5 protein-coding genes are annotated in these 5,559 nt (G+C 60.4%); 4 read left to right on the top strand and 1 reads right to left on the bottom strand.

All coding sequences use genetic code 11. The features are described from left to right. Positions 1–937: alanine/glycine:cation symporter family protein (locus tag V7665_RS12880; protein ID WP_335664939.1), on the bottom strand; the 937-nt coding region annotated here is incomplete at its 3' end. A gap of 145 nt (positions 938–1,082) precedes the next feature. Here V7665_RS12880 and V7665_RS12875 point away from each other — a divergent pair. The 4 genes from V7665_RS12875 to V7665_RS12860 all read left to right on the top strand — a co-directional run. Beyond that, positions 1,083–2,153, top strand: a complete 1,071-nt coding sequence (locus V7665_RS12875) for a DUF2855 family protein (protein ID WP_335664938.1) — start codon at positions 1,083–1,085, stop codon at positions 2,151–2,153. A gap of 74 nt (positions 2,154–2,227) precedes the next feature. Further along, complete coding sequence (locus V7665_RS12870; protein ID WP_335664937.1) at positions 2,228–4,009, top strand: cyclic nucleotide-binding and patatin-like phospholipase domain-containing protein; 1,782 nt, start codon at positions 2,228–2,230, stop codon at positions 4,007–4,009. Positions 4,010–4,193: 184 nt separating this feature from the next. Then, entirely contained in the window at positions 4,194–4,682 is a 489-nt protein-coding gene (locus tag V7665_RS12865; RefSeq protein WP_335664936.1) for a hypothetical protein, read from the top strand. Then, positions 4,672–5,559: terminase large subunit domain-containing protein (locus tag V7665_RS12860; RefSeq protein WP_335664935.1), on the top strand; the 888-nt coding region annotated here is incomplete at its 3' end. The genes V7665_RS12865 and V7665_RS12860, both read left to right, overlap by 11 nt.

The following is a 5,559-nucleotide window of genomic DNA, read 5'->3' as shown; positions in this document are numbered from 1 at the left end:
TGGTTTGCGCGACCGCGTGAGCGATCGGGGTTGATCCCTGACCCGCTTCGTTGGAGAACAGGCCGCGGGCAACGCCGGCGCGAATGGCGATGATGATTGCTGCGCCGAGAAAGCCGCCGCTGGCCGATTGCGCGTTGAAGGCGCCGCCGAAAATGCGACCGAAGGTTTCCGGCAGGTCGTAGAAATTGATGATGATCGCGATCGCCGCCATCAGCAGATAGGCTCCGGCCATCCACGGAACGATGGTTTCAGCCACCCGGCCGATCGACTTGATGCCGCCGATGATGACGATGAATACCGCCACCGCTGCGACGGCGCCGCCAATCCATTCCTCGACGCCAAACAGTTCATTGGCGCTGTCGCCGAGGCTGTTGGCCTGGATGCCGTTGCCGGTGACCAGCGCGGAAAAGAGCGTGCCGAGGCAGAATAATATGGCGAGCCAGGTCCATTTCGGGCCGAGGCCGATGGTGATATAGGACATCGGTCCGCCGCGATAGGTGCCGTCTTCGGCCTGCTCCCGGAAGCGCACGGCGAGAGAGCCTTCGGCAAAGGCCAACGCCATGCCGAACAGGGCGGTCACCCACATCCAGAATATCGCGCCGGGTCCGCCGAGGGTGATGGCGGTGGCGACGCCGGCAAGATTGCCGGTGCCAACCTGGCCGGAGAGCGCCGTGGAGAGAGCGGCAAAGGGCGAAATCTCGCCCTTGCCTTCGCCCGACGATTTTTTGAACAGGCCGGCAAGCGCAGGAAACAGGCGGAGCAGAGGATAGCCGCGCAGGCCAATCATGAAATAGACGCCCGCACCGAGCAGGATTACAACCATCGGCGGTATCGGCAGTATTTCGGTGCCTTCCCAGGTGCCACCCCAGATGAAATCCGAAATATTGGTGATCGGCACAATCGCTGCCTCAAAACCCGAAACCGGTGCTGCACTCACAAAAATTCTCCCCGATGGCGCGCGGACGCGCAAATTCTACATTTACGGGCAGGATTAGCAGGCGCATGGTTTTTGGCAAATGCTTTTGCCAAATGGCCGCGAGCCCTTATGCTGGCCGGCAACCGGAAAATCGGATGGAGTCTGAATGATGCAAAGCCTGTGGGTAAAAAAAGATGATCTCGCGCAAACGCAATGGCACGACAGCGATGCGCCGATTTTGGCAGACGGCCAGATTTTGCTGGAAATTGAAAAATATGCGCTGACCGCCAATAATATCACTTATGCGGTGGTTGGCGACGGCTTTGGCTACTGGAATTTCTTCCCGACCGGCGATGCCGAATGGGGCATTGTACCGGTCTGGGGCTTTGCCAAGGTGGTGGCCTCGGAAAATGCCGATATTGCGGTGGGCGAGCGGGTCTATGGCTATTTGCCGATGGCCAGCCATTTGCTGGTCACGCCGGCCAATGTGCAGGATGGCGGCTTCATCGACGGGGCGGAGCATCGCAAGGGACTGGCGATCATCTACAATCAATATAACAGGCTGGGGCGGGAGGAGAGCCCGCTCGAGGCGGAGCGCGCCATCTTCCAGCCCCTGTTCACCACCAGTTTCCTGATCGAGCATTTCATGCGGTCGAACGACTGGTTCGGGGCGGAATCGCTGGTGATGACCAGTGCATCGTCAAAAACCTCGCTGGGTCTGGCGATGGTCGTGAAAAGCCTGAGTCCGGCGATCCGGCGGATTGGCCTGACATCGGCGGGGAACAAGGCTTTTGTCGAAAAATCCGGGCTGTATGACGAGGTTCTGACCTATGACAATCTGTCGGCAGCCGACGCCAGCCGGCCGACCGTGTCGGTCGATTTTGCCGGCAATGGCCAGTTGCTGGGCGCTATCCACGCGCATTGGGGCGATATGCTGAAATTCAGCTCGCTGGTTGGCGCGACCCATGTCGAGGAACGCGGGGGAGCGGATGATCTGCAAGGGCCGAAACCGATACTTTTCTTTGCCCCGACCGCAGCCGAAATCCTGATCAAGGACATCGGGCCGGTGGCATTCCGCGCCCAGGTCGACAAACAATTTTCCGCATTTGTGGCCGCTGCCAGCGCCTATCTGAAGGTGGAGCGTCTGGACGGACGCGACGCCCTGCAATCCGCCTATCTTGCGATGCTGGCGAATGAAGTGGCACCGAGCCGCGGGTTGATGTGTCATCTGGCATGAAGGCCAAGGCTTGATTGTGGATGGATATCGCAGGATAGTAGGTCAGGTCGGGTCGCGCCGACGGGGGAAATATCGTGGCTGAGCCGTTAGAAATGCCGGACCTGGGGCGACACGCCCTTTTTCAGGGGGTGGCAGCAGAAGCGCTGAGCGCGCTGCAATCTGCCTCTGCCATGCGGCGGGTCGCGGGCGGTGAAGCGCTGGTACGTCAGGGCGATGACGCCGACGCGCTCTATTTTGTCGAATCCGGCCGGTTCCGGGTGGTGGTCAACAAGACACGGATCGTCGCCCATATCGAAACCGGCGAAGCGGTCGGAGAACTAGCCTTCTTCGCCGATGGCAAACGCACCGCCGATGTCATTGCCACGCGCGATTCCAGCGTGCTGGAAGTCTCGCGGCAGGCGTTTGACGATATTGCCCTGCGCCATCCCGAATTATACGCGGCGATGCTGAAGCTGGTCTCGGAACGGCTGGCGGTCGCGACGGCGCGCACCTCGTCTGTGACAGCGAAAAACCCGCGGGTGATTGCGCTTTTGCCCGCCGGAACCAGCCAGATGCCGGACGGGTTTCTGGCGCGGATGGCAGCGGCCTTTGAAACGGTGGTCCGGGCAGAGACGCCAGTGATACCGATTGACCGGGCGACCAGCGAAGCGGCGGATGCCCACGAATATCAGTCCTGGCTGGCGGAGCAGGAAGCCAAGGGTGCCTATGTCCTGATCGACGGCAGCGGATCGGAGGATTGGGGGCAGATGGTCTGCCGCAACGCCGATGCGCTGGCGATGGTCGGGCGGCCCGGCAAGACCGAGGCCGAGCCCAATGCTATGGAAGAAGCGGCGATGCGCTGGATCGCGGAACCGCAGCGCACGCTGCTGCTGCTCCGTTCGAATGCCGGCAAGACGATCAGCCACAGCGGCGACTGGATCGATCCGCGCGCGCCCAAGCTGCACCATCATGTCGCGCTCGACAATGAAGCGGATTTTACCAAGGTCGCCCGTTTCCTGACCGGTAGGGCGGTGGGCGTTGTGCTCGCTGGCGGTGGAGCGCTCGGCTGTGCCCATCTTGGCGTCATCAAGGCATTGCAGCAGGCCGAGATTCCGATCGACTTTATCGGCGGCGCCAGCGCTGGTGCGGCGATGGGCGGGGCGATCGCGCGGGGTATGTCGGTCGATGAAACGCTCGACCAGATGGAGGCGATGTTCATCCATGCCAAGGCGATGCGGCGGCTGACCCTGCCGATCTATTCTTTGCTTGATCCAACGGTGTTCGATAGCGAACTGAGAACCCGGTACGGCACCAGGGATATTGCCGATCAGCCGATCAATTTTTTTGGTGTCTCGACCAATTTGTCGACCAACGGTCTGCATATTCACCGGCGCGGGCCTCTCTGGGAATGTGTCCGAGCCTCGGGATCTCTGCCGACGATATTGCCGCCGTTCATCGACAGTGACGGCAATATATTGGTCGATGGCGGCGTGCTGGATAATGTGCCGGTCAAGGTCATGCACGGGATCAAGGCCGGGCCGAATATCGTGGTGTCGCTTGGCGATCCGAATGAAGTCTGGCGCACCGATGCCCTTTATGACGATATCCGCGGCCGCTGGGCGCTGCTCCGGGATGTCATCCTGCGCCGCAAGCGAACGGCAGAATTCCCGTCGATCGTCGAAATCATGTCACGTTCGATGGTGGTGGCGAGCCGGATGGCATCGAAGGAAATGCTCGGCGAGCAGGACATATTGGTGAATCCGCCGATCATTCATAATATGCAGATCCTGGACTGGCATCTCGGCCGGGAACTGGCGGATATGGCGGCGGAATATATCAGCGAGAAGGTCTTGCCAACGATTGATTTGCGGGGTTAATTTACCAAATAGGTAAAAACGTCTTGACATTGTCACGCTGTTTAGGTACATATCAGGAACATCGCGAAATTGTGATTCGGGCCGACCAGCTCGGAATGACCCCGCCGAACAGGCGGGGCCGTTCCGACCGGAAGGCCCTTTTTTATGTCCGGACGGTTCGCGTCGATCCGGCACGGAGTATATTATGGCAAAATCAAAAGTCAGGGGAATCTATGACGACAGGCGCAAGCTGAAGTTCCTGAAAAATCTGGCTACCAGTTCGCACGTGACGAATTCGGCGACCGCCGCGGGTGTTGCGGTGTCGACCGTTTATAACTGGCGCGAGCGGGACCCGGAGTTTTTCCGGGAGTGGATGCGGGCGCTGGCGGCCGGCTATGAACTGCTCGAAATGGATCTGCTCGACCGCGCCCGCAACGGCGTCGAGAAACCCGTATTCCATGAAGGGAAGCAGGTTGCGACGGTGACGCAATATAATGACGGCATTGGCGTCAAATTGTTGCTGGCGCACAAAGAGATAGTGGCGCTGACCCGCGCGATAGCGGAGGACATCAGCCCCGAGCAGGTGCGCGTCGATCTTGACCGCAAATTGGGCGATATGCGGATAAAGCTGCTCAGGCGTCGGGCGCTCGCCGAAGGGAAGGGAAAGCCACCGACGTCCGACAATGACGAATGATTTTACCGAGGCGGAGCTTTTTGCCGAATGGACCGCACGGGAGCGCAACGCGTTTTTCTCCTCATTGAGCCTGGAAGAGCAGCAGGAATTTTTCTATCGCTGGAATTTCTGGGCGCGACCCGGACAAAGACCGCCCGCCGGTGACTGGTCGATCTGGCTGATCATGGCCGGGCGCGGCTTTGGCAAGACCCGCGCCGGGGCGGAATGGGTGCGTGGCATTGCCGAAGGTGATGGCAGCGCCCGTTTTGCGCTGGTCGGGGCCAATTATGCCGAAACCCGCACGGTGATGGTCGAGGGCGAAAGCGGTCTGCTGTCGATCGCGCCGCCCGACCAGCGTCCGGTCTGGGAACCGTCGCTGAAGCGGCTGACCTGGAAAAATGGCGCGCAGGCGCATCTCTATTCAGCGGCCGAGCCGGAAGGCTTGCGAGGCCCCCAGAATAGCCACGCCTGGTGCGACGAGATCGCCAAGTGGATGAACAATGCCGGGCAGGCGGAAGCAGCCTGGGACAATCTGAAAATGGGATTGCGCGTCGGTTTTCGGCCGCAGCTGGTCGCGACCACGACGCCGCGACCCGTGGCGCTGGTGCGGGCGCTGGTGAACGCGGAAGGAGTGGTGATCAGCAGGGGTAGGACGCAGGATAATGATCTGCATTTGCCGGTTGCGTTTCTGACCGCGATGGAGGCGGATTATGGCGGGACAAGGCTGGGGCGGCAGGAACTGGATGGCGAGCTGATCGAGGATGTGGAAGGGGCGTTGTGGACAAGGGCTATGATTGAGGCGTGTAGGGTTGGTGTTATTCGTGTCGAGCGAAGTCGAGACACTGGGCATCATCCGAACCGGTCTCTCGACTACGCTCGAGACGAACGGGATACTGGG

Source organism: Parasphingorhabdus sp., assembly GCF_036964675.1.
Taxonomy (GTDB): domain Bacteria; phylum Pseudomonadota; class Alphaproteobacteria; order Sphingomonadales; family Sphingomonadaceae; genus Parasphingorhabdus.
Note: the sequence above shows the minus strand (reverse complement) of the source record. Positions and strands in the feature narration are given on the sequence as shown.